Origin of the sequence: Paraburkholderia phenazinium, from assembly GCF_900100735.1 — a bacterium.
Classification (GTDB): domain Bacteria; phylum Pseudomonadota; class Gammaproteobacteria; order Burkholderiales; family Burkholderiaceae; genus Paraburkholderia; species Paraburkholderia phenazinia.
Map to the genome: position 1 here is coordinate 12,870 of NZ_FNCJ01000031.1, position 20,907 is coordinate 33,776.

The 20,907-nt window shown below is 64.1% G+C and carries 13 protein-coding genes and 1 pseudogene; 9 read left to right on the plus strand and 5 right to left on the minus strand.

The features are described from left to right. Positions 1–33: 33 nt before the first annotated feature. Both BLQ92_RS36805 and alr read right to left on the minus strand, forming a co-directional pair. Positions 34–240: pseudogene (locus BLQ92_RS36805) on the minus strand (TOBE domain-containing protein); the annotation flags it as partial. A gap of 123 nt (positions 241–363) precedes the next feature. Further along, positions 364–1,431 (minus strand): alanine racemase, encoded by a 1,068-nt coding sequence (gene alr, locus BLQ92_RS36810; RefSeq protein WP_090695442.1) that lies wholly within the window; start codon positions 1,429–1,431, stop codon positions 364–366. 310 nt (positions 1,432–1,741) lie between these two features. Between alr and BLQ92_RS36815 the strand changes: the two genes are divergently transcribed. From BLQ92_RS36815 to BLQ92_RS36850, 8 genes are all read left to right on the plus strand, one after another. After that, positions 1,742–2,860, plus strand: a complete 1,119-nt coding sequence (locus BLQ92_RS36815; protein ID WP_090695445.1) for a metallophosphoesterase family protein — start codon at positions 1,742–1,744, stop codon at positions 2,858–2,860. Further along, positions 2,857–5,484: an AAA family ATPase gene (locus tag BLQ92_RS36820; protein WP_090695448.1), complete on the plus strand. Its 2,628-nt coding sequence runs from the start codon at positions 2,857–2,859 to the stop codon at positions 5,482–5,484. The genes BLQ92_RS36815 and BLQ92_RS36820 overlap by 4 nt, the downstream gene beginning before the upstream one ends. Then, the gene (recC, locus tag BLQ92_RS36825; RefSeq protein ID WP_090695452.1) at positions 5,481–9,140 is read left to right on the plus strand and encodes an exodeoxyribonuclease V subunit gamma; all 3,660 of its coding nucleotides are present in this window, start codon (positions 5,481–5,483) and stop codon (positions 9,138–9,140) included. Before BLQ92_RS36820 ends, recC begins: the two co-directional genes overlap by 4 nt. After that, the gene (gene recB / locus BLQ92_RS36830; protein WP_090695455.1) at positions 9,137–13,021 is read left to right on the plus strand and encodes an exodeoxyribonuclease V subunit beta; all 3,885 of its coding nucleotides are present in this window, start codon (positions 9,137–9,139) and stop codon (positions 13,019–13,021) included. The genes recC and recB overlap by 4 nt, the downstream gene beginning before the upstream one ends. Further along, positions 13,018–15,162, plus strand: a complete 2,145-nt coding sequence (recD, locus tag BLQ92_RS36835; RefSeq protein WP_090695459.1) for an exodeoxyribonuclease V subunit alpha — start codon at positions 13,018–13,020, stop codon at positions 15,160–15,162. Before recB ends, recD begins: the two co-directional genes overlap by 4 nt. A 245-nt stretch (positions 15,163–15,407) precedes the next feature. Next, entirely contained in the window at positions 15,408–16,118 is a 711-nt protein-coding gene (locus tag BLQ92_RS36840; RefSeq protein ID WP_090695463.1) for a response regulator transcription factor, read from the plus strand. A 216-nt stretch (positions 16,119–16,334) separates the two neighbouring features. Beyond that, positions 16,335–16,709 (plus strand): transposase, encoded by a 375-nt coding sequence (locus tag BLQ92_RS36845; RefSeq protein WP_090695468.1) that lies wholly within the window; start codon positions 16,335–16,337, stop codon positions 16,707–16,709. A 154-nt stretch (positions 16,710–16,863) separates the two neighbouring features. Beyond that, on the plus strand, positions 16,864–18,504 hold the full coding sequence (locus BLQ92_RS36850; protein WP_090695473.1) for an acyl-CoA synthetase: 1,641 nt from the start codon (positions 16,864–16,866) through the stop codon (positions 18,502–18,504). A gap of 4 nt (positions 18,505–18,508) precedes the next feature. On the opposite strand, the gene BLQ92_RS36855 is transcribed toward BLQ92_RS36850, so the two are convergent. The 3 genes from BLQ92_RS36855 to BLQ92_RS36865 form a co-directional block, all read right to left on the minus strand. Next, the gene (locus tag BLQ92_RS36855) at positions 18,509–18,733 is read right to left on the minus strand and encodes a hypothetical protein (RefSeq protein ID WP_090695557.1); all 225 of its coding nucleotides are present in this window, start codon (positions 18,731–18,733) and stop codon (positions 18,509–18,511) included. Positions 18,734–18,992: 259 nt separating this feature from the next. Beyond that, positions 18,993–19,196 (minus strand): cold-shock protein, encoded by a 204-nt coding sequence (locus BLQ92_RS36860; protein ID WP_012428559.1) that lies wholly within the window; start codon positions 19,194–19,196, stop codon positions 18,993–18,995. Positions 19,197–19,527: 331 nt separating this feature from the next. Next, positions 19,528–20,166, minus strand: a complete 639-nt coding sequence (locus BLQ92_RS36865; protein WP_090695478.1) for a LysE family translocator — start codon at positions 20,164–20,166, stop codon at positions 19,528–19,530. A gap of 389 nt (positions 20,167–20,555) precedes the next feature. Here BLQ92_RS36865 and BLQ92_RS36870 point away from each other — a divergent pair, with 389 nt between their 5' ends. Further along, positions 20,556–20,819 (plus strand): H-NS family nucleoid-associated regulatory protein, encoded by a 264-nt coding sequence (locus tag BLQ92_RS36870; protein ID WP_090695481.1) that lies wholly within the window; start codon positions 20,556–20,558, stop codon positions 20,817–20,819. Positions 20,820–20,907: the final 88 nt, after the last annotated feature.

The following is a 20,907-nucleotide window of genomic DNA, read 5'->3' on the forward strand; positions in this document are numbered from 1 at the left end:
GCGCGGGCGTGCGAGGATGGACGGGAGTTACTGATCGACGCCGACGATCACACTCGACGCTTTGAAAATCGCCGTAGCGGCTTTGCCGCTGGCGAGACCCAGCGAAGTCGCGCTGCCGTGCGTGATCACTGCGACGATGTCGAGGCCGTCCTTGGTGCGCAGCACAATCTCATCGTTCACCGCGCCGTGCTTCACTTCGGTTACGGTCCCTTCAAACTGATTCCGCGCACAGGTTCGCATCTCGAGCTCCTGGGTGGCAGTCCGCGCCGCTTTGAGCGGGGACATGGTGTTGAGCTTAGGCGAACCGGTGTAACGGGAAGCGGCGCAGGGCGGGCTATCGAATCTGGCGCCCACCCCGCTGCATTAATCAACTTCCACCGGAACCCGGCGCGCAAGGGCGCACATCAATTCATAGCCGATGGTTCCCGCGGCGTGCGCCACGTCGTCGATCTTGACCTGATCGCCCCACAGCTCGACCTGCGAGCCGACGTGGGCGTTGGGGCAGGGCGTGAGATCGACCGTCAACATGTCCATCGAGACGCGTCCGACGACCCGCGTCAGCGTGCCGTCGACGGCAATCGGCGTGCCGGTCGGCGCATGCCGCGGGTAGCCGTCCGCATAGCCGCAAGCCACCACGCCGATGCGCATCGGTTCAGGCGCCGCGAACCTGCGGCCGTAGCCGACCGTTTCGAGTGGCGTCAGGGTCTGCATACCGATGATCTGGCTCGTGAGGGTCATCGACGCGCGCAGCGGAATATCCGCGACGTGGCTCGACACACCGGAGGGCGAGCCGCCGTACAGCACGATGCCCGGCCGCACCCAGTCGCGGTGCGCGCGTGGATGCCACAGCGCCGCCGCCGAGTTGGCAAGGCTGCGTGCGCCGGGAATCTCGCGGGTGGCGGCGTCGAAACGGTCCACCTGCCAGTCCAGGTCGCCCTCGTCGGCGCTGGCGAAGTGACTCATCAGTGTGATCTCACCGATCGACGCCGACGCCCTCGCGCGCTCCCATGCGGCCCGGAATGCGTCCGGCCGGAAGCCGAGCCGGTTCATGCCGGAGTTCATCTTCAGATTGATATCGATCGGCTGCTTGACCTTGGCCGCGCACAGCAGGTCGAGTTGCTCCGTGCAATGTACCGCGACGGTCAGGCGCAGCTCGTCGGCCACCGCGACATCTTCCGGCGTGAAGATTCCTTCGAGTAGCAACACCGGCTTGGTCCAGCCCAGGGCGCGCACGCGCGCCGCTTCGTCGAGGTCGAGCAGGCCGATGCCGTCGGCCTGGGCCAGGCCCGGATAAATGCGCTCGATGCCGTGCCCATAAGCGTTGGCCTTGACGACGGCCCAGACGCGCGCGCCGGACGTGCGCTGGCGGACCAGGTCAAGATTGTGGCGAACGGCATCCGGGTGAATCCGGGCAGCAATCGGGCGGGGCATCGAAGTCCTCGTGAGAAGTGAAAGGAGAGAGTCAGCAGATGGGCCGCTGTTAAGGCTCGGGGCACCGGATAGAAGCTGGCCAATCGACCGGCTAAGCGACCCGTGTTTCGACTGGCTTTGGCGCGCGACCCAGTTTCGGGCACTAGGATAAATCGACGCTTTCAGGTTTTGTTACTGTATTTTTATCGAATTTCAGTATAAAAAATGGCTGCCAAAACCGCCGCCACGGCTCCGTTTCAGGCCGCTGTCACGGTAACATCCATGATCCGCGAGGCACGTCCCTCGCTCGTCATTCAAAGAACGGAAATCCATGATCAGATTCCTGCACACCGCGGACTGGCAGATCGGCACCCAATTCGGCCAGTTCGACGCCGAGGAAGCCGCCCATCTCGCGGAAGCGCGTTTCGAAACGGTGCGCCGGATCGCCAGTGAGGCGGCCGAGCGCCGCGTCGACGCCGTGTTGGTGGCTGGCGACGTATTCGATCAGCAGACCGTTTCCGATACCGTCATCCGCCGGCTGTTCGGCGCCCTGGCGGGTTTTACCGGCACGTGGATCATGCTGCCCGGCAACCACGACGCGGCGCTGGTCGAAAGCGTGTGGACGCGGGCCCAGCGTTTGAACTGCATCCCGGCCAATGTGCGTGTCGTGCTGACACCGGGCGTGATCCTGCTGGATGCGCTCAAGTGCGCCTTCCTGTGCGCGCCTCTCACTCAACGCATCACCTACGACGACACCACGGCGTTTTTCGATCAGACCGAGACGCCGCCGGGCTATTTCCGGGTGGGACTCGGCCACGGCAGCGTGAGCGGCATCCTGCAAGAGGGGATAGATTCGACCAATCCGATCGAGCCGACCCGCGCCGAGACCGCGCGCCTCGACTATCTCGCGCTGGGCGACTGGCACGGCCACTTCGAAGTGAATAGCCGCACGTGGTATGCCGGCACGCACGAACAGGACCGGTTCCGCGCCAACGATCCGGGTTTCATGCTCGACGTCACGCTCGATGAGCCAGGCGCGTTGCCTGCGGTGCAGGCTGTGCCGGTGGGCAAGTATCGCTGGCTGCGTTGGGACGAAGAAATCGTGGTGCCGAGCGACGTGGACGCATTGACAGCGCGTCTGCAAGCGCTTGGTGCAGCGGAGGTGCTCAAGCTCGACGTGCGCGGCACGACCGATCTCGCTTCCGCCGAAGCCGTGCGTCTCGCGGTGGACGAGACCCGTGCACGAGTACGGGCATTGCGCGTGGAAATGAGCGAACTGCAGGTGCTGCCCACTGCGGACGACCTCGCCGCGCTCGGCGCGCAAAGCGGTTATCTCGGCAAAGTGGTCGCGCGTCTGCGCGATCTGCAGGCGGACCCCCAGCAGGCGAAACTCGCAGCAGAAGCGCTGCTGCTGCTTGCCCAGTTTCAGCGTCAAGCGAGGCCTGCATGAAGCTCGAAAGTATTGCGATCTCGGAGTTCAGGCAGTTCAGCGGGCGTCTTGTCATCGGCGATCTGCAGCCGGGACTGAACCTCTTCACCGGCCCGAATGAAGCGGGCAAGAGCACGATTGCCGAAGCGGTGCGGACGGTGTTTCTCGAACGCTACAAGGCCTCGCATCTGAAAGACCTGTTGCCGTGGGGCAAGGCAAGCGGGCAGCCGGCGGTCGAAGTCAGTTTCAATCTCGACGGCGTGGCCTGCACGCTTGCCAAGCAGTTCGTGACCCGGCAACGCTGCGATCTGCGCATCGGTCAGCAGGTGTTCGGCGAGGACGAAGCCGAAGACCGGCTCGCTGCTTTGCTCGGTTTTTCGCGTGCTACGCGCGGTGCGATGAAAGCGGACCAGGCTGGCGTGCCGGGGCTGCTATGGGTGCAGCAGGGCGAGACACATGATGTGCGCGACGCAAGCGGTCACGCAGCGCTGTATTTGCGCGACGCGCTCACGCAGCTTTCCGGCGGCAATAGTTCAGCAGGCGAAGACGTGTTGATCGGTGCGGTGCAAGGCGAGTTGCGGCAACTGCTCACGGCTCGCACGCAACGCGCTACCGGTCCGCTTGCCGAAGCGGAGCAGGCGCTGGCCGCACTCGCAGCCGAGCGTGACACGCTCGATGCGCAACGCCGTCAATTCGACGAGAACCTGACGCGACTCGCCACGCAGCAGGAAGCATTCGAGGACGCGCTGCGCAAGCGGCCGTGGGAAGCCCACGAGCAAAAGGCGGTCGAGGCGCAGGCGCGCGCCGCCGCGCTCGCCGAACTCGAACGCAGCGTAGAAGGGCTGGCGCAGACGCTGCATGTCAGTGAAGTCGAACTGGCCATGTCCTTGCAACAGGAAAAAAACGCAGCGGAACTGGAAGCGACGCTAGCCAACGACCGGCAGAAGCTCGAACAGGCCAAAGCGGCGGTGCTGGCCGCCGAGGCCGAGCATGCCCAGGCGAGCGCCGCACTGACGCGCTGCCAGCAGGTCAACGACGCCGCGAACCGTGCGCTCGAATTGGCGAATGCCGCCGTGATGGCGCAGGAGCTGAACAACCAGATCGCGCTGTATCGCGCCGAGATTGTGCGGCTCGAAACCTCGATCGCAGCAGCAGAGGCGGCTCAGGCTGCGGTGCTGGACGCCACGCGCAGCGCGGCGTCGCTCGAAATCGACGTTGCCCAGTTGCAGAAGCTGCAAGCGCTCGAATCGCGCGTTAGTGTGCTGCGGGCCCGCAAGGAGGCGGCGATGACGCGTATCGACTATCGCTTGAGCGGTGGTGTGATTGTGGTGGATGGCGCAACGCTGACGGGCGAAGGCGTGTTGCGCCTCGACGATGCGCAGACTATCGAGCTGCCGGGCGTGGGCGAACTGCGTATCGTGCCTGGCGTCTCAGACCTCGCGGCTTTGCGCGCCGAATTGTCCGGCGCCGAGGTGCAACAGGCGGAACTGCTGCGCTCGCTCGGTGTGGCATCGCTCGGCGACGCCCAGGCGCGGCACGAGCAATGGAAGGCGCAGGTCGCGCATCTGCGCAGCCAGCAGGAAATCCTCGCGGTGCATGCACCTGAGGGCATCGAGCCGCTGCGCGCGGCGTTGGCGAGTGCGTTGGCGCGGCGCCAAACGGCCGACGAACGTCTGGCGGCATTGCCGGATGTGGCGCGCGCGCCAGCAGTCGACGAGGCGCGCCGCGCCGCGGATAACGCGCGGCAAGCGCTCGAATCGGCAACGCGGGCGCTGACCCAGACCGGCGAGCAGCGTTCGAATGCAGTGGCGGCGAGCGGCTCGCTTGCCGAGCAGGTGCAGCGCAAAGACGCGCAGTTGCAGGACGAAACATTCCGCGCCCGCCGTGCGCAATGGCAGGCAAAAATCGTCGAACAACGCGCGCACGTAGCGGCATTGACCCGGCAGCGCGACGAGCGCAATCAGGCACTGAGCGCCGCGCGTACCGACGACCCGGCCGCAGAGGCGAAGCGTTATCGCGTGTCCGCAGACCTTGCACGCAACGAGCAGCAGGAGCGGCAAGTGCGGATCGCGGAGCTGCGCAGCCAGCTCGAAACGATGGGCGCGTCGGGCCTCGGCGAACGGCTCGCCGCAGTGCGCGCATCGCTCGAACAGATGGAGCGGCGTCGCGCCGAACTGAGCTTGCGAGCCGGCGCGTTGAGCCTGCTCGACAAGGTGCTGGTCGAAGAACGCGACTCGGCGGTCGCACAACTGCGCGCACCGCTGACCGAGCGGCTTGGCCATTACCTGAAGCGGCTGTTCCCGCAGTCGGCGCTCGAACTCGGTGACGACCTGAGTCCTATCGCCTTGCAGCGCGACGGCCGCATCGACACGCTCGACGCCCTCAGTTTCGGCACCCGCGAACAGATGGGGATTCTCGCGCGCCTCGCCTACGCCGATTTGCTGAAAGCCTCGGGCCGTCCCACCCTGCTGATGCTAGACGACGCAGCGGTCCACACGGACGGCATGCGCCGCGACGCGTTGAAGCGCGCCTTGCTCGACGCGGCGACCCGGCATCAGATTCTGCTGTTCACCTGTCATCCGGAGCTGTGGGATGACCTCGGCGTCAAGCAACGCTCCATTGACGACCTGAGGGCCGCTGCATGAGTTCGATTCCCGCAGGCTTGATGCTGGTTCACGGCAATCAGCCGGAACGCTTGCGCGACCTGATGGTGCAGTGGATTCGCCAGCATCCGCTGGCGCCGCTGGAAAAAGAGATCATCCTCGTCCAGAGCAACGGTATCGCCCAATGGCTGAAGCTCGCCTTGGCCGCCGATCCCGAGGACGGCGGCTGCGGCATTTCGGCGGCACTCGACGTGTCGCTGCCGGCGAGTTTTCTGTGGCAGGTGTATCGCGCGGTGCTCGGCGAGGACTCGGTGCCGGCCATCTCGCCGTTCGACAAATCGCGCCTCGTATGGCGGCTTACGCGCTTGCTGCCCGAGTTGCTCGAATCGCCGGCGTACGCACCGCCCAAGCGCTTCATGGCCCGCGACGACGATCAGCGCAAACGCTTCCAGCTCGCGCAGCGCGTGGCGGACCTGTTCGACCAATATCAGGTGTACCGCGCCGACTGGCTGGCGGCATGGGCCAAAGGCGAGGACGTGCAGATCGACGCGCGCAACAACCGCACGCCGCTGCCGGACGAATACCGCTGGCAGGCAGCGCTGTGGCGCTCGCTGCTGGAGGACGTGGAAGCGCATGCGCCAGATGGCATCGAGATGGCGACGGTTGGACGAGCGGCGGTGCACGACGAGTTCATGCGGCGTGCCGCTGAGCTGCCTGAAGACGAACGGCCGTCGGGTTTGCCGCGCCGGGTCATCATCTTCGGGATTTCGAGCTTGCCGCGACAGGCGGTGGAAGTGCTCGCTGCGCTCTCGCGCTGGACCCAGGTGCTGATGTGCGTGCATAACCCCTGCGCCCACTATTGGGCCGACATCGTCGCCGACCAGGATCTGCTGCGGGCGCAGCGTTCGCGCCAGCAGCGCCGTCAAGGCGCGCCCGCTACGATGGACGATGCGCAACTGCATCTGCACGCGCAACCGCTGCTGGCGGCATGGGGCAAGCAGGGCCGCGACTTTATCGGCTTGCTCGACGAGTACGACGAGGCGGAAGAGCGCGAACGCTACTCGTCGCAATTCACCGGCATCGGCCAGCGTATCGATCTGTTCGAAAGCGACGACGCGTTGACGATGCTGCAGCAACTGCAGGACGACATCCGCGATCTGCGGCCGCTGCGCGAAACGCGCGAACTCTGGCCCGAAGTGGACCCAGACGCGGACCATTCGATCCGCTTCCACGTCGCGCATAGCGCACAGCGTGAAGTGGAGATCCTGCACGACCAGTTGCTGGCCGCGTTCGCTGCCGACCCAACGCTGCGTCCGCGCGATGTGATCGTGATGGTGCCGGATATCGAGGTCTATACGCCGCATATCCAGGCGGTATTCGGTCTGCTCGATGCGGACGACCCGCGCTATATCCCGTTCAGCGTGGCGGACCGCGGACAGCGCGATTTCGATCCGCTGATCGGCGCGCTGGAAACGCTGCTCGCACTGCCGCAATCGCGCCTGACCGTCAGCGACGTGCTCGATCTGCTCGAAGTGCCCGCACTACGGGCGCGTTTCGACATCACCACGGACGACCTCCCCAAGTTGCGCAACTGGATCAGCGGCGCAAACATCCGCTGGGGGCTGCACGCCGAACAGCGTGCGAGTCTCGGCCTGCCGCAGTCCAGCGACGACAACGCCCCTAATAGCTGGGCGTTCGGCCTGCGCCGGATGCTGCTCGGCTACGCGGCCGGCGACAAGGCCGGAGCGTGGCGCGATATCGAACCGTACACGGAAATTGGCGGTCTCGATGCGGCCATGCTGGGACCGCTGACGCGCCTCGTCGACGCGCTTGATGAGACCTGGCAGACGCTGCGCCAGCCGGCCACGGTCGCTGGATGGTGCGAGCGTCTGCGCTGGCTCAAGCACACCTTCTTCGCGGCGGACGACAGCGACGACGCCTATACGCTGGAGCGGCTCGATGCCGCGCTCGAAGCGTGGCGCGATGCCTGCGACGAGGCGGCGCTTACCGGCGAATTGCCGCTCTCGATTGTCGGCGACTACTGGTTGTCTCAGTTCGAAGGTGGCGGCCTGACGCAGCGCTTCTTTGCCGGCGCGGTGACCTTTGCTACGCTGATGCCGATGCGCGCGATTCCGTTTCGTGTCGTCTGCCTGCTCGGCATGAACGACGGCGACTATCCGCGCAATCGCATTCCGCTCGACTTCGACCTGATGCGCAGCAACTACCGTCCCGGCGACCGCTCGCGTCGCGAAGACGATCGCTATCTGTTCCTGGAGGCGCTGTTGTCGGCGCGCGAGCATCTGCATGTCTCGTGGGTGGGACGTAGCGTCAACGACAACACGCCGCGGCCGCCCTCAGTGTTGGTCGGCCAGTTGCGCGACCATCTGAAAGCGGGCTGGCGTCTCGAAGGCGCGGAGGACGATCAGGCGGATGCGCTGCTCGACGCGTTGACTGTGGAACATCGTCTGCAACCGTTCAGCGCGGCTTATTTTCCGGCGCGTCCGCAAGCGTCGAAGCTGTTCACGTATGCGCGCGAATGGAACCAGGCCGCGCCGTCGGCACGCTTCGACGCGGCCGCGCAAGCCTTGAGTGCCTCGCACACGCACGCGGACGACGCTCCGCTGTTGCCGCTGGAGCGGGAAGAACCGCTATCGGTGCGTGAGTTGGCCGATTTCCTCAAGGATCCGGTCAAGAGCTTTTTCCGCCAGCGCCTGCGGGTCGCCTTCGAAACCGAAGATGCCGCCAGCGAAAATCACGAACCGTTCGAGGTTGATCAGCTTGAAGCGTGGCAACTGCAAAACGAATTGATCCGCGCTCAGGCGGCAGCGTTGGAGCAGGGCGACGACGATCTGCTGCCTGCAGCGTTGAGCCGGCTCGAACGCATGCATCGCAGCGGCGATCTGGCGGCAGGCGGTTTCGGCGAGGTGATCGCCGGCGAACTGATGGAACCGATGGCGGATCTGTTCGAGCGCTATCGGGCCGAACTCGCACGCTGGCCCGATCTGCTCGACGAACAATTCGAATTGCGCGTCGAAGGTGGCACCGGTATCGAGGCGCTGACGATCGAAGACTGGGTGGGTGAAGTGCGCGCCGGTCCTGGCGACACGCGCGGCCGCGTGTTTCTCGATCCCGGCACGCTGATCAAGGACCGCAAGTATCGCGGCGACCGGCTCATCGCTTATTGGGTAGGGCATCTGGCTGCACAGCTCGCGGCGGGTGCCGTCACGACGGTGATTGTCAGCAAGGTGGGGAGCGTCGAATTCGCACCGCTTAACGAGGACCTGGCGCGAGCGCATCTTCTGACGCTGCTGCGCGTGTGGGACGAAGGCACGCGCAAACCGTTGCCGCTCGCCGTGAAAACGGCGTTTGCCTGGCTGAGAAAGCGGCCCGGCGCGCTCGATTTCGCACAGCCCGCGGATAGCACCGGCGCGAGCGGTGACAGCGAGGCGCTGGCCGCACAGCTGAACGAAGCGCGCGAAGCCGCTCGCCTCACTTACGAGGGTGCGGGGCGTCAGCCGGGCGAGCGCGATACCAACGCTTATCTGTACCGCGCCTACCCGGATTTCAACGCCTTGGCGGCAAGCGGTGAGTTCGAGACGCTCGCCGTTTCGCTGTTGTTGCCACTACATCGTGCGATTCCGGCCTCGTCGTCGTCGAGGTCGAAGAGCGCACCGGCACAAGCGGGAGACGCACAATGAACACGTCCCTGACGCCGCAGTCCAGCGCCCCAGTCGCGGTGCTGGAGCCGCTCGCGTTTCCGCTATCGGGTAGCAGCCTGATCGAGGCGAGCGCGGGCACCGGCAAGACCTTTACGATCGCGATGCTGTATGTGCGGCTCGTGCTCGGCCACCGAGGCCAGGGCAGCGAGGCGCGGCCGCTGACGCCGCCGGAAATCCTCGTCGTGACGTTTACCGATGCCGCGACCAAGGAGCTGCGCGAGCGTATCCGTGCCCGTTTGATCGAAGCAGCCGACTACTTCCACGCCGATCCGGCAGAAGTCGAACCGCGCCCGACAGGCGAAGACCTCCTGTACGACCTGCGCGATGCCTACCCGGAGGAGCAGTGGGCCGCCTGCGCCCGCCGCCTGCAACTCGCTGCGGAATGGATGGACGAGGCCGCAGTCTCCACGATTCACGGCTGGTGCAACCGCATGCTCAGCGAGCACGCGTTCGACAGCGACAGTCTGTTTTCACAGACGCTCGAAACCGACCAGAGCGAGTTGCGCGCGGAAGTCGTGCGCGATTACTGGCGCACCTTCCTCGCGCCACTCGATGCGCCATCGGCGGCGGAAGTGCGGCAATGGTTCGGCAGTCCGACAGCATTGCAGGCGGAGCTGCGCGGTTTACTCGGCCATGCCGAGCTGTTGCAGGAAGCGCCACCGCCGCTCGACGCGTTGCAGGATGCACGCGAGAAGCAGCGCGAACATCTCGACCGCCTGAAGGCAAACTGGGCCGCGTGGGCCGACGAGCTTCAGGTGCTGTTCGACGACGCGCGGGCGAAGAAGCAGTTCAAGGCCACCAGCCTGAACGCGCCGAACTGCAAGAAGTGGCTCGACAAGCTGCGCGATTGGGCCAACGATCCCGAGATGCTGCGGCCCGACTTCGAGGACACGGCCGCGGTCTGGACCCGCTTCACCCCGGCCGGCCTCGCCGAGATCTGGTTGATAGGCGAGCCGCCGGCGCACCCCGCATTCATCGCGATGGAGACGTTGCGCGAGGCGCTTGCGGCCCGGCCGACGGCCTATCACGCGCTGCTGTGTCACGCCGCGCGCTGGGTGGCGCAGCGCTTCACGGAAGAAGAAGCCCGTCGCTCGCAGATGGGTTTCGACGATCTGCTCACGCGGCTCAACGATGCCTTGCACAAGCCGAACGGCGAGCGCCTCGCGGAGATCATTCGTAAGCAATACCCGGTGGCATTGATCGACGAGTTTCAGGACACCGACCCGGTGCAGTACCGGATCTTCGATGCGGTCTACCGGATCGCGGAGAACGACCCTGACACAGCGATCATTTTGATTGGCGATCCGAAGCAAGCGATCTACGCATTCCGTGGCGCGGATATCTATACTTACCTCGAAGCGCGTCGCGCCTGTGCCGGCCGGCTCTTCACGCTGAAGAAGAATTACCGCTCGACACGCGAGATGGTGGCCGCCGTGAATCGCTGCTTCGATGCAGCCGAGCAGCGCCAGGATGGCGAAGGCGCGTTTCTGTTCCGCAACGCGGAGGGTGGCGACAATCCGTTGCCGTTTATCGACGCCGAAGCATCTGGCCGGAAAGAGGTGCTGCAAGCCGACGGGGAGGATGTGCCTGCGCTGAGCGCATGGTGGCTGCCGCCGGTGGAAGAGAGCAAGCCGCTCAGCAAGGAAGCGTACCTGCGCAACATGGCAGCCAGTTGCGCGACCGAGATGGTGCGACTTCTCAACCTGGGGCAGGCGCGCGAGGCAGGCTTTGATGGTCCACACGGCCTGACGCCACTCCAGCCCGCCGATATGGCCGTACTGGTCAACAACGGCACAGAAGCGCGTGCAATCCGCGCGGCGCTGGCCGAACGCGGCGTGCGCAGCGTCTACCTGTCCGATCGGGATTCGGTGTTCCAGACCGAGCAGGCGGCGGAATTGCGGCACTGGCTGGCGGCATGCGCCGACCCCGATGACGGGCGTCTGGTGCGCACCGCGTTGGCCACCGTGGCGCTCGGACTCGACTGGGCCGCGCTCGATGCGTTCAACCGCGACGAACTGGCGTGGGAAGCGTGCGTGCTGCAGTTCCGCGGTTACCGCGATTGCTGGCGCAAGAAGGGCGTGTTGCCAATGCTGCGCCGCCTGCTTAACGATTTCCACGTGCCGCAGCGGCTGCTCGGACAAACCGCTGGCGCTGCGGTCAACGGCGAGCGCGTGCTGACCAACCTGCTGCATCTGGCCGAATTGCTGCAGCAGGCCAGTTCGCAACTCGACGGCGAGCACGCGCTGATTCGCTATCTGGACGAACAGCGCCAGGACGAGGGGGCGAGCGCGGGCGGTGACGCACGGCAATTGCGGCTCGAAAGCGATGCGGGCCTCGTGCAGGTGGTGACGGTCCACAAGTCGAAGGGGTTGGAGTATCCGCTGGTGTTCCTGCCGTTCGCCTGTACTTACCGGCCCATCAAGGCCACCGACATGCCGCTCAAATGGCACGACGAGACCGGCAAGCTGCATATCACCCTGGGCGACCCTGACGCCGAGGTGTTGCCGCGCGCGGACCGCGAGCGGCTCGGCGAAGACCTGCGCAAGCTTTATGTGGCGCTGACGCGAGCGCGCTACGCCACCTGGGTGGGGATTGCGCCGATTCAGAGCGTCGAGCTGAGCGCGTTCGGCTATCTGCTGAGCGGTGGCAAGCCGATTGCCGCGACGGAGCTGGCCACGCTGCTCGAGCAGTTGCGCGGTCCGTGTGCCGAGATCCACGTCGCCGAAGCGCCGCCCCCGAGCGACGAACCGTTTGTGCCGCGCGGCGCGCAGCAGGTGCGCGGAGACGCGCGCCGTCTGACGCAGCGCGTGCGCGAACCATGGTGGATTGCCAGCTACTCCAGCCTGCGCAAGGACAACGGGATCATTGGCGGTACGGCCACCCATGTCGCCCTTGTACCTGCTGCCGATGCGACAAGCGATGAATCGCGCGTCGCGCCGGAGACGCGTAGCGAAGACGTGTTCCACGAATTGCTCGAAGCCGAGGCGCTCGAAGATGACGAAGACATGTCGTCGGCATCAGCCGAGCCTCCGGGTTCGACGGCTGTTGCGCTCGCCTTGCCGGTGGAACAAACCTTGCACGGTTTTCAGCGTGGCGCGGATGCCGGCAGCTTCCTGCACGACCTGATGGAATGGGCGGCCAACGAAGGCTTCGCCAAGCTCGCTGCCAATCCGCAAGCCGTGCGCGATACGGTCGCGCGCCGCTGCAATCTGCGCGGCTGGGCGCGCTGGATCGAACCGCTCACGCAATGGCTGCTGTACCTGTTGCGCACACCGCTGGTGTTGCCGGCTATCGAAGGCGAGGCGGTGCCGCCTGTGGTGCTAGCGGAGCTGCAAGCGAATACGTATATGGCCGAGATGGAATTCTGGCTGGCGGCGCACACGGTCGACACGCTTGTGCTCGATCAGCTTGTCTGCGACCTCACGCTCGACGGCGAAGCGCGGCCCGCGCTCGAACCGGCCAGGCTGAACGGCATGCTTAAGGGCTTCATCGATCTGGTGTTCGAGCATGACGGCCGCTATTACGTCGCGGACTACAAGTCGAACTGGCTTGGCCCGGACGATGCCGCCTACACGCCGGCGAAGATGCGTGCGCAGATCCTGCACTCGCGCTACGAACTGCAGTACGTGCTGTATCTGTTCGCGCTGCACCGGCTGCTGAAAGTGCGCCTGCCCGACTATGACTACGACCGCCATGTGGGCGGCGCGGTCTACCTGTTTCTGCGCGGTGGCCGTGCGCCCGGCCAGGGCTTGCATGTCGAGCGCCCGCCGCGCGAGTTGATCGAAGAACTGGATGCGCTGTTCGCGCATCGCGCTAGCGGTGAGGATGCCGAGGAGTATGCGTTGAAGGAAGCCGAATGACGACCCGCTCCACCGATACCCTCGCGGTCATCGACGCTAACGGCGACACCGCGCGCATGCTCAGCGTGCTCGACCAGTGGGTCGAGCGCGGCTGGTTGCGCGCGCTCGACGCCGGCTTCGCGCGCTTTCTCTGGACGGAGGAACCGCAGACGCCACCACTGCTGTTGCTCGCCGCCGCGCTGGCGAGTCACCAGTTGGGACGCGGTCATGTGTGCCTTGACCTGCAGGCGACGCTCGATGACCCGACCTTCGCGCTCTCGTTGCCACCCGATGGGCCACAAGCGAGCATGGCGGCGGAGCCGCCGCAGGCGCCCGCTGAAGTGCTGAGCGGTGTCAATCTGGCGCGCTGGCTGGCGGCGCTCGAACGTCCCACGCTGGTCGGCACGCAGGCCGGCAATACACCGCTGGTGCGGGTCGGCACACGGCTTTATCTGCGCCGCTACTGGCAATACGAGCAGGATGTGCGCGCCGGCATCGAGCGGCGGCTTGCGGCGTCGGCGCAGATGGAAGCGTCGCTGCAGGCCGGTTCCGCGCGCACCGCGCTAGACGTCCTGTTCCCCCCGCGTCCGGCCAAGGCGACTGGCGCGGACTGGCAAAAGCTCGCCTGCGCGCTGGCGGCGCGCAGTGCGTTCAGCATCATCACGGGCGGCCCGGGCACCGGCAAGACGACCACGGTGGTCAGGCTGCTGGCGTTGTTGCAGACGCTGGCGCTCGGCGGCACGGCGAACCCGTTGCGTCCCGCGCGGCCTTTGCGGATCCGACTCGCGGCGCCGACCGGCAAAGCGGCGGCGCGCCTGAACGAGTCGATCGCGGGCGCCGTGGCGCAATTGCCAATCGACGCGCTGCCGAACGGCGCGGCGGTGCGTGAGGCCATTCCAACTGTCGTGACGACCCTGCACCGGGTGCTGGGCACCCGCCCCGACAGCCGGCGCTTTCGCCACGATGCGAGCAATCCGCTGCCGGTGGACGTGCTGGTGATCGACGAAGCGTCGATGGTCGATCTGGAGATGATGGCGGCCGTGCTCGATGCGCTACCCGCTTCGGCGCGGCTGATTCTGCTAGGCGATAAGGACCAGTTGGCGTCGGTCGAAGCTGGTGCGGTGCTGGGCGAGTTGTGTCAGCGTGCGGCGCAGGGACATTACACACCGGCTACGCGCGACTGGCTGCTGGCCGCGACCGGCGAGCAGATCGACGCGGCGATGCTCGACGAGCAGGGCACAGCGCTCGATCAGTCGGTGGCGATGCTGCGGCAGAGCCATCGGTTTTCGGCCGAGAGCGGGATTGGCCAGCTTGCCGCACTCGTCAACGCCGGCGACGCGGCCGGGGTTGCACGGGTCTGGACACACGGTCATGCGGATCTCGCCTTGCTGGTTTGCTCGGCGAGCGACGATGCCTCGTTCAGGGCGCTGGTAATCGATGGCTACGGCGGTGCGGCGGCGTCGCCCCAACTGTTTGGCGCGAATGGCGAACCGGGCCGTCCACGCCACGGCTACCGGCATTACCTGGAGACGATGCATTCGCAGCAGCCCGATCGCTACGCGAGCGCCGCAGCCTTCGACGCATGGGCTGGCGAAGTGCTCAAGGCGCACGGCGAGTTCCAGCTCCTATGTGCGTTGCGCCGTGGGCCGTGGGGTGTCGAAGGGCTGAACAAGCGCGTTGCTCGGCTGTTGCAGGAAGACGGCTTGATCACGGTGCGTGGCGAATGGTATCCGGGGCGGCCGGTGCTCGTGACCCGGAACGATTATGAACTCGGCCTGATGAACGGCGACATCGGCATCACGCTGGAGCTTCCCAGCCCCTCGGGCGAGGGTTCGGTGCTACGGGTCGCCTTTCCGTCCGGCGACGGCGCGGGTGGCATCAAGTGGGTGCTGCCGAGCCGCCTGCAAGCGGTAGAGACGGTGCTCGCGCTGACCGTGCACAAGTCGCAGGGTTCGGAGTTTATGCATGCGGCGCTGGTGCTGCCCGACACCTTCAGCCCGATTCTCACGCGTGAGCTGGTGTACACCGGCATTACACGGGCTCGGGCGTTCCTGACGCTGGCGATTCCGGAAGGCAAGCCGGTGCTCGAACAGGCGGTGTGCGCGAAGGTGCAACGTGCGAGCGGGTTGATGGCGGGGTTTGGAGGCGAAGCGGCGCCATGATCCAGGCAGAGATGCCTGGTGCATCGCGTGGACGCTCTATGGATGTTGCACTGGCGCGAGCCATGCAGGCAGAATCGATGGCGGCCTTAAAGCCCACCAGGCTACAATAATTTAACGCCCATGCTGCATAGGATGACCGGCCCGGAACATCGGGCGCCTTCGCAGAACTTGCGCAACGAATCATTCAGGGCGTCGGCGGGGGGCGCCACGCTGCGCACGGCGCACTGTCACACCAAGAGGCGAGCATGAGAATCGCAGTACTCGACGACGATCCCGCTCAAACGGCTTTCGTGAAAGAGACGATGTCGGCAGCGGGGCATGTCTGCCATACCTTTTCCGAGGGCCGTGCACTTGTTCAGCAGTTGCACCGCCAAACCTTCGATCTCCTGATTCTCGACTGGATCGTGCCGGACCTGTCGGGCGAGGAAGTCTTGCGTTGGGTCCGTTCGACGCTCGCCGAGCGCGTGCCGGTGATTTTCATGACCTCGCGCGGCCGCGAAAGCGACATCGTCTCGATCCTCAACGCCGGCGCCGACGACTATGTCGTCAAGCCGGTCGCTGCGAGCGTGCTGCTGGCCCGCGTCGGGTCGCTGCTGCGGCGCACGTATCAGCTCAACGCGACCGCGGTTAAAGCCACGTATGGTGATTTCGAGTTCGACCTGAACGCTAAACAGGTATACGTGAAGCAACAATTGGTGAGTCTCACACAGAAGGAATTCGAACTCGCTGTGCTGCTGTTCCAGCATTTGAATCGCCCGCTGTCGCGGGCGCATATCGTCGATATGGTCTGGAAGCAGACCGCCGATATCCCGACGCGCACGATGGACACGCACGTGTCGATGCTGCGCTCGAAGCTAGGCTTACGCCCGGAAAACGGTTATCGCCTGACGCCCATTTATGGCTATGGATACCGGCTCGAACAGATCGGCGACGAGGTCGTCGAGACGCGCGACTGATTAGGCTGCGATCACCCTGCGCGCGGCGAGTACCGGTTAGGTCGCGCGATCGTTTGCCATCCTTCGGCGTGCGAACTTCAAGCCGGAAATCTAACAAGATTTGACTTTCTTCGAGCGGCGCTTCAGTTAAGCTGAATGCAAGGCATTTGGCGGTGTGGACGATCGTCCACATCGTCTTTGCGAACCTTAGTAGCGAAGTAGGCGTTCCTCACTTGCATGAATACACTCGAGTCCACTCAATCGCATTCGCCGGCGTCGTTCGCGCTTCCGGTTCATGACCTGACCGACGCGCAATGGGAGCGGATTGTTCCGCTATTGCCTGAGCTGAACCAGGGCGTCGTGCGCAGGGGGCGTCCTTGCGTCAATCTGCGTGGCGTGGTCAACAGTGTCTTGTGGGTATTGCGGACCGGCAAACCATGGAACGCGATCCCGGCAAATTATCCGCCCTACCAGACCTCGCACCGGTATTACTTGCGCTGGCGCGAGGCTGGCGTGTTATCGGACATCGCGTTCGAACTGTTTCATACCGACGCGGTCCTGGCCCGTTACGTTTCTCGTAAGCGCGAATCGCACGAGAGCAAGGCTGCTTGAGCCTAAGGCGCCCACCTTCTATGCCGCCAGCATGATGGTCATGCTGGTGGTGCCAACGGCATGTGCATTTGATCTCGCTCCTTCGCCGTTAGCCGATTTGAACATATGATGGTCGAAACGAATGGGAGCCTCGGGCTCCCGAGGAGACGTTTCGATGACGCATATGTTCGAGGAAGGCCTCGGCCGCCGTGAAGCTAACTATGTGCCGCTCACGCCGGTCGATTTCATTGCGCGCGCAGCCGAAGTCTACGGCGAGCGCCTGGCGGTGGTCCATGGCGCGATTCGCCGCACCTGGCGCGAAACCTATGAACGTACCCGGCGCCTCGGTAGCGCGCTGCAGCGGGCAGGGATAAGCCGCGGCGACACCGTTGCCGTCCTGCTGCCCAACATTCCTCCGATGATTGAAGCCCACTTCGGCGTGCCGATGGCGGGAGCGGTGCTCAATACGCTGAATACCCGGCTCGATCCCTCGTCGATCCTGTTTATGTTGCGGCACGGCGAAGCAAAGGCGTTGATCGTCGACACCGAGTACGCCGAGCTGGCGTATCGCGCTTCGCTGGAGTTTCCCGATCTGCGGATTATCAGCGTCGACGACGTGATGCCGGCCGACCCGCACAAGTTTCCGCGCGCCATCGACTACGAGGCCTTCCTGCAGGGCGGCGATCCGCAATTCGCGTGGCAATTGCCGGTGGACGAATGGGACGCGATCGCGCTGAACTATACGTCGGGCACGACCGGCGATCCGAAGGGGGTGGTCTACCATCATCGCGGCGCCTACCTGAATGCCGTGAGCAACATCCTTGAATGGGATATGCCCAAGCACGCGGTCTATCTATGGACGCTGCCGCTGTTTCACTGCAACGGCTGGTGTTTTCCGTGGACCGTGGCGGCGCGCGCCGGCGTCAATGTCTGCTTGCGCAAGTTCGATGCAAAGACCGTGTTCGACCTGATCCGCAGTGAGGGTGTCACGCATTACTGCGGCGCGCCGATCGTGCAGAACGCCTTGGCCAACGCTCCCGAGGCTTGGCGCGAGGGCATCCGGCACCGGGTTGCCACCATGGTGGCCGGCGCGGCACCGGCGCCCGCGGTGATAGCGAAGATGAAGGCAATCGGTTTCGATCTGACGCACGTGTATGGCCTGACCGAGGTTTATGGACCGGCGTCCGTCTGTGCCCGCCAGGAGCACTGGGAAAGTGCGAGCGACGATGAACTCGCCCGCCTCAACGCTCGTCAAGGCGTGCGCTATCACCTGCAAGCGGCGGTAACGGTATTGAATCCGGACACGCTCGAACCCGTACCGAACGACGGCGAGACGCTCGGCGAAATCATGTTTCGCGGCAACATCTGCATGAAAGGCTATCTGAAGAACGAGCGCGCTACCGAAGACGCCTTCGAGGGCGGCTGGTTCCACACCGGCGACCTGGGCGTGCTGATGGACGACGGCTACATACGTATCCGCGATCGCAGCAAGGACATCATTATTTCGGGTGGGGAAAACATCTCGAGCATCGAGATCGAAGACACGCTGTACCGGCACCCCGCGGTCGGGGTGGCCGCCGTCGTGGCAATGCCCGATCCGAAATGGGGTGAGGTGCCGTGTGCGTTCGTCGAACTCAAAGAGGGGGCAGAGGCAACGGCCGAAGAGATCATCGCGCATTGCCGGCTGTTTCTGGCGAGCTTCAAGCTGCCCAAAGCGGTCTGCTTTGGAGAGCTACCTAAAACGTCGACCGGGAAAATCCAGAAGTTCGAACTACGTGCGCGCGTGAAATCCGTCAGCGCGATCGATAACTCGTGATTTCTTAGCCGCGGGTATCGACCCAATGACGCGCCCAGCGGCACGAGTGCTGCAACGCCTGCTCTTCGTTGCTGAAGTAGTCGAGCGAGTAGAACTGATAGCGTGCTTCTGCAGGCTTGGTGCCGGCGCGCTCGAGCAGCAGGTTGGACGAGAACGAACCGTCAGGCAAACGATGTGCTGAGGGTTTGACGGCATAGCCGTTGTAATGATGAATGTGTTGAGTTTGCATTTTTAATTTTAAATAGTCGTACGCGAGCGCGGCGATCAGGACAATCCAGATCAAGCCGAAGCGAATGTCGGGCAAATGCCGAACAAATGCGTATGGGAAGGGCGTTAAAGCCGGTCCAGCCAGGGAGTGTGAGGGGGCAAGCGAGGCGTTTGGCGTAACGAAGACTGCTAAGCGATTACGCCAACTGTGGGAGAATGAACTCCGCGAGGATGTCGCTGCAGCCCGGTATCCGTCACTCGGATACCGGACCCTTCAAACTTTACAGCGGCTTGATGTTAGCCGCTTGCAGACCCTTCGGGCCTTGCTTCGTTTCGAAGCTCACCTTCTGGTTTTCAGCCAGCGTCTTGAAGCCGTCGCCGCTGATTTCCGAGAAGTGAGCGAACAGGTCGTCGCCGCCCTTGTCCGGGGTAATGAAGCCAAAGCCTTTGCTGTCGTTGAACCACTTAACGGTACCGGTATCCATGAAGAATCCTTGAGGTAGAAATAGTAAAAGAATCGCTCTGATGGGAGCACGCGAAGCGTCAAGGAGGGAGAGGACAACGAATACCGCTGAGGGAGCGAGCAATTGATGAACAGCAATCGAACTTCTTGAACTTCAGGGGTCACAATAGCGGTTCGAGGCCATTGCAGTCAAGGACTTTCTTGTAAAGTTGCCGTCAGGCGCGATGCGGGGCCGCGAGAGACGGTCAGGCCCCCTTACGAAGCCAACCTGCTGCGATTCCCTGTACGCCCTGCCTGGCGTGGCATTGAAGGAATCGCAACGAAGCCTGCGGGTGCGAACTTGCCGCGGCGCCTCACAGACCGACGCGATGCGCGGCAAAGATCAAACGGAGGCCGAGTGCGGTGATCGCGCTGGCAGCAACGCGGTCGACCCACGTCTTGGCCCGTAAATACAGTTCACGTGGCCGCTTGCTCGAAAAGCATACCGCGACCACGGTATACCACCCGGCTTCGATCGAGAAAATTGCCGGCGGCAGCGCGAAATAGCACCAGAGCGGCGGATGCTGCGGCAGGAGCGCTGCGAAGATACTGCCGTAATAGATAGCGGTTTTCGGATTGCTGAGTTGGGTACTCAAACCGATCCAGAATGATTTGCGCGGATTGCTGCCAGCATTCGCCGTGCCCTGATCGAAGGCGAGCGGACTGCTGGCGCCGCGCCAGATCTTCGACGCCAGATAGATCAGATAGAGGCCGCCTGCCACCTTGAGGCTCACATAGAGCCAGGTAACGGCGGCCAGCAGCGTATAGAGGCCAAGCAAGGCGATACCGCTAAAGAACACGCCGCCGATCCCCATGCCGAGCGCGGTGGCCAGGCCGTCGCGGCGCGACAGGCCAATCGCGTTGCGCGCGACGATGACGAAACTCGGTCCTGGACTCATCGCGCCAATCAGAAGCGCGGTGAGAATGGTGGCGACGGCGGTTGACGGGGACATGGCTGCTTCTTTCCTTTGCTGGTCGATGAAAGAAAGTCGGGAACCTAAAAATAGCATGCAGTTGGCCGACTATCGAGATTTTCGCCGCCTAATGCGCTACACGGCTGTGCGCGGCAGAAAAAATGGGTGCTAAAATCGCCTTATAGACGCTGAAGCGGCCCTTGTTGGTAAAGGGCCAGACGGGCGACGATTCGAGCCGCTTGCCGAACGGATTTCCTGAACAATAGATTTGTCGGGCATCGTTTCCGGGGGCGCACCCACGTGCCAGGAAGACCGCGTGAGGTCGAACGGCGTTCCGCCCACCCGAATCATGTATAGGCTTCGCGTTTCTCAGCGAAGCCTTTTATTTTTCAAAACGCGCACAACTTCAGCCGCGACATCGGTACGTTATGAAAGAGCGAGAAGAACAACGGCTGTTCGACCTCGACGGGAACGCGCGTGAGCGCCTGGTCCTGTGGATACGTCGCCGCATGGACGAATACGGCATTACGCTGGAAGCATTGGCCGAAGCGATTGAAGCGGACGCTAATGCGACGAGGGCGGTGATGTACCGTGACGCCTACGGCAACACATGGGACGGCCAGGGGGATAAACCGGATTGGCTGGCGCGTGCGATTTACGCCGGACAGAATATCGATCATTTCCGGGTTTAAATCCCCGCTGAATTCCCCCAGGCAATGCTATCGATATGAGCAACGCTTCGTTGGCACTCCCTTAGCGGGTGACTACGATGGTCGGTCA

Bases quoted from the DNA above. Each gene is read 5' to 3' on its own strand.
- alr (WP_090695442.1), bottom strand. From the start codon at position 1,431: ATGCCCCGCCCGATTGCTGCCCGGATTCACCCGGATGCCGTTCGCCAC.
- BLQ92_RS36815 (WP_090695445.1), top strand. From the start codon at position 1,742: ATGATCAGATTCCTGCACACCGCGGACTGGCAGATCGGCACCCAATTC.
- BLQ92_RS36820 (WP_090695448.1), top strand. From the start codon at position 2,857: ATGAAGCTCGAAAGTATTGCGATCTCGGAGTTCAGGCAGTTCAGCGGG.
- recC (WP_090695452.1), top strand. From the start codon at position 5,481: ATGAGTTCGATTCCCGCAGGCTTGATGCTGGTTCACGGCAATCAGCCG.
- recB (WP_090695455.1), top strand. From the start codon at position 9,137: ATGAACACGTCCCTGACGCCGCAGTCCAGCGCCCCAGTCGCGGTGCTG.
- recD (WP_090695459.1), top strand. From the start codon at position 13,018: ATGACGACCCGCTCCACCGATACCCTCGCGGTCATCGACGCTAACGGC.
- BLQ92_RS36840 (WP_090695463.1), top strand. From the start codon at position 15,408: ATGAGAATCGCAGTACTCGACGACGATCCCGCTCAAACGGCTTTCGTG.
- BLQ92_RS36845 (WP_090695468.1), top strand. From the start codon at position 16,335: ATGAATACACTCGAGTCCACTCAATCGCATTCGCCGGCGTCGTTCGCG.
- BLQ92_RS36850 (WP_090695473.1), top strand. From the start codon at position 16,864: ATGACGCATATGTTCGAGGAAGGCCTCGGCCGCCGTGAAGCTAACTAT.
- BLQ92_RS36855 (WP_090695557.1), bottom strand. From the start codon at position 18,733: ATGCAAACTCAACACATTCATCATTACAACGGCTATGCCGTCAAACCC.
- BLQ92_RS36860 (WP_012428559.1), bottom strand. From the start codon at position 19,196: ATGGATACCGGTACCGTTAAGTGGTTCAACGACAGCAAAGGCTTTGGC.
- BLQ92_RS36865 (WP_090695478.1), bottom strand. From the start codon at position 20,166: ATGTCCCCGTCAACCGCCGTCGCCACCATTCTCACCGCGCTTCTGATT.
- BLQ92_RS36870 (WP_090695481.1), top strand. From the start codon at position 20,556: ATGAAAGAGCGAGAAGAACAACGGCTGTTCGACCTCGACGGGAACGCG.